Below are 3,627 nucleotides of genomic sequence, written 5' to 3'. Positions count from 1 at the left end.
CGCCGGATCGGCAGTGGGTTGCAGTACGCCGACCAGCGTGGCGCCCCGCTTGAAGCCTTCGATGGCGCCGGCCGACGGCGGTTGCACGCACAGCAGCAGGTCGGCGCCGGCGCGGCCCGCATCGTCCACGAGTTCGGCGCCTGCGTCGGCGTAGGCGCTGTCGATGAAGCCCGCGCCGTCGCCCGCTCCGCGCTCCACGGCCACCCGTGCGCCCGCGGCGATCAGCTTGCGCACGGTTTCCGGCGTCGCGGCCACGCGGCGTTCGCCCTCGGCGGTTTCCTTCAGTACCCGAACTTCGACCGCCATTGCGCCCCTCGTCGTTAGGTCATCCGTGCCGCGATGCTAACAGAGCGCGGCAAGGCCGCGCGGCGCGGATTCCCTTACGCCGGGGCGGCGGCCGACGGCGCCGGTTCCAGGCGCTCGATCACGCCCTGCATGGCGCTGTCGAACGCGTCCTCGCTCTGGTGGGTGCGCAGGCGTCCCAACCGCACCATCGCCGCGAGCTCTTCGGGCGAGGCGACGCAGAAGCGCACGCCGCGGCGGTTGACGAACAGCAGGCGCGAGGAGATCGGGCTGACCCACGACAGCTTGCCCGCCTGCACCTTGTTGTCCTTGTCGATGAAATCCAGCCAGGTACCAATGGGCAGGCCGCGGAAATGGTCCGCATCGCTGTGGTCGAAATCGAGCGTATCCGCCCCGCCGACCAGCTGGATGGACGCGCTCTCCTCTTCCACGACGGGCTTGGGCAACACGACCTGCGGCAGCTCGGGCAACGCGCGCTCCAGGTCCGGACGCGCGGCAGCCACGGCCTGCAGGGTGTCGTGCAACGCATCCACCGCGCCGGCGGCCGCATCCTGGTTCATGCCGACGCTGGCGAACACCTTCAGCATCTGCGCACGCCAGGCTTGCAGCCACGGCTTGCCGACCACATGGCGCTGCGCTTCGGTCAGTTCCTCGAGCACGCCGTCGGCCAGCGCCAGTGCTTCGCGCAGGCCGTCGCCCTCGTCGCCCTCGCGCAGGACGGTCATGGTGACGTGGTGCGCCCACGGCTGGCGCAGGAAATCCTCGATGGCCTGCGGCACGCGCCGGCCGGAGAGGCGCTCGTCCAGCTCGGACGTCATGCGCGCACGCGCGGCTTCCAGGCGTTCCTGGCCGCGCTGGATCTCGGCGGCACGACGCTCGGCGATCTCGATACGGCGGCGGTGCTGCTCGAGGTACGCGCGGAACTCCTCTTCCAGGGTCAGGAAGATCGCGAGATTCTCGTTGAACTCGGCGACCAGGCGATCGACGACTTCCTCGACCTTGGTCAGCAGCGTGCGCTCGGCGGCGCTTTCGCCGTTGTTGCCCTCGCAGGCTTCTGCCAGCACGTTGAGCAGGCGCCGTGCCGGATGGGTCTTCTGCACGAACATGCGACGGTCGAGCAGGGCCACCTTTACGAACGGGACGACCAGACGACCGATCAGCTCGCGCGGCCGGCCCTCCAGATCGCGCTCGTCCAGCATCACGTCGAACAGCATGCCCACCAGGTCGATGGCATCTTCATCGACCGGTGCGAGGCGCGCCTGCGACGGATCCACGCCGAGTTGCGTGGCGCTGCTGAGCACTTCGTTCTTGAGCCGCTGCGAGAGCGACTCGCCGGTGTCGCCGATGGCTGCGCGCAGCGTGGCGCTGGGCGACGCCTGCAGCAGGGACAGCACCGAAAGCATTTCGCGCTGCGACAGGTCGCGCTGGCGCGGATCGGGCGCGCGCGTTGGCGGCGCATCGCCGGCATCGCGACCCCGGCGTGATTCCTGCAGCAGATGGTGCAGGGCTTCCAGCAGCACGCCCTGGGCACCGGGGGCCCCGCCGTAGCCGGGCGGCACATCGCCGAATGCGCTCGCAGCCGGCGCGGCCTGGCTGGCCTGCAGTCCGCGGCTGACGCCCGCCATGCGGTTGAGGAAGCGCGCGGCCCACGCCGGCGCCCCCGGGTCCTCGCCATCGGCCGCCGCATCGTTGACGGCGTCGAACTCCTGCGCGGGCGCGCCCGCGGACGAGGGCGACGGCGCGCGGCGCGCCGGCAGTTCCGGCATCACGCCGACCTGCATCAGGCGCTGGTCGAGCGAGGCGTAGATGCGGGCGATAGCCGGCACGAAGTCGCGCTCGCACAGCTTGATCACCACCAGCCGGACATCGGCCGCCAGGTCACAGGCAGCGAACGCCTGGTGCACGGCCACGCCGATATGCTCGGGGCCGATCGGGTTGAGATCGGCATCCAGCGTGATGTCGCCGGCGATCCAGCCGAGCCGTCGGTCAAGCCGCGCGAGCACCGGCTTGCAGTCGCGCATGATCACGCTGGCGAAATTGCGGACGGCCAGGCGCGATTCGAGTTCCTGTTCCGAGACCAGGCTGAGCGTATCTTCCGCCGACTCCAGGAACACCCGCTCGCTCGGCACCGGCTGCCCCGCCTCGAAGGCMTTCCAAGACCGCTGCAGTTGCCCGCGGAAGCGGCCGATGATGTCCTCGCGGCGACGGCGCAGTTCGCGCATGGCGTCGAGGAAGGCCATCTGCGAGGGACCGGCCCGTTCCGCCCTGTCGAACAGGGCGTCGTCGAAACGCCCCAACGCGACCGCGAACGCATCCACCAGCGGCGGGATCGCGGCATCGCGTGCCTGCTCCAGCAGGCGCGTATCGCGCCCGGGGCGGTCGGCGAGGTTGGGAACGTTCGACATGCGCAGGGTTCCCCGCCCCGGAGGGCGAAAGGGAGTGGGGGGGATGCGGACGGGGATCCGCAGCGACATCGTAGGAAATCCGGCTGACGGACTACCGTGATGGCATCGGCAGTTTGACGCTGCGCAACAGGGCGCCGCGCAGAAAACCGTTGCGGCACGCCGCTTGCATGGGGGGCGAGGTTGTCACAATCAAGCCTGTGCCGGTGCGGCCAGGCGGTCGACCACGCCCTGCATGGCGCTGTAGAACGCGTCCTCGTCGCGGTGCATGCGCACGCGGCCCAGCTGCGCCATCACCACCAGCTCCTGCACCGACGCCACGCAGATGCGCGAACCCGAGCGGCTGACGAACATCATGCGGCGCGAGAAGGGGCTGATCCAGCTCAGACGGCCCGCCTGCACGCGATGATCCTTGTCGACGAAGTCCAGCCAGCTGCCTTCGCGCAAGTGCTGGAAATAGTCCGTCATCACCGGGTCGAGATGCTCGAGCCCCTCGACCCATTCGTGGGTTTCCAGCAACCCGGGCAGCAATGGCGCCTGCACGACGGGCGCAGGCGGTTCGACGGCCGCCTCGGTGGCCGCGGCCTGCGGGGTCACCAGTGCATCGAACAGCCGCTCGCGCAAGATCGCGATGGCGGCCCGCGACTGCCCCGAGGCCATCCACATCGGTTGCAGCCAGTCCATCGCCGCATGCCAGCCGCGCACATCGTCGCGGATGTGGGCATCGGCGACGGCCTGCAGCAGGCCATCCAGCATCATCGGGGCCGCCTTGGGCTTGCCCAGCCCCTCCATGCGCGCGGCATAGGCGGGCCAACTTTCCTTCAGCAGCCGCCGTATCGGGGCCGGGACGTCCTGCGGCTGCAGGCGGTCTTCGAGTTGCGAGGCGAACCGCGCGACCAGGTCCGCTTCCGCGTCCTTGGCC

At 70.1% G+C, this 3,627-nt stretch carries 2 protein-coding genes and 1 pseudogene; all 3 read right to left on the bottom strand.

Going from position 1 to position 3,627, the window contains the following annotated elements:
• A pseudogene (locus tag AC04L7_RS14465) lies at nucleotides 1–306 on the bottom strand (NAD(P)(+) transhydrogenase (Re/Si-specific) subunit alpha); the annotation flags it as partial.
• A gap of 74 nt (nucleotides 307–380) precedes the next feature.
• Nucleotides 381–2,708, bottom strand: a complete 2,328-nt coding sequence (locus AC04L7_RS14460) for a DUF1631 domain-containing protein (RefSeq protein WP_475513267.1) — start codon at nucleotides 2,706–2,708, stop codon at nucleotides 381–383.
• Nucleotides 2,709–2,897: 189 nt separating this feature from the next.
• On the bottom strand, nucleotides 2,898–3,627 hold a 730-nt coding region (locus AC04L7_RS14455; RefSeq protein ID WP_475513266.1), incomplete at its 5' end, for a DUF1631 family protein.

This window comes from Pseudoxanthomonas sp. LjRoot204_2, assembly GCF_056175765.1.
Note: the sequence above shows the minus strand (reverse complement) of the source record. Positions and strands in the feature narration are given on the sequence as shown.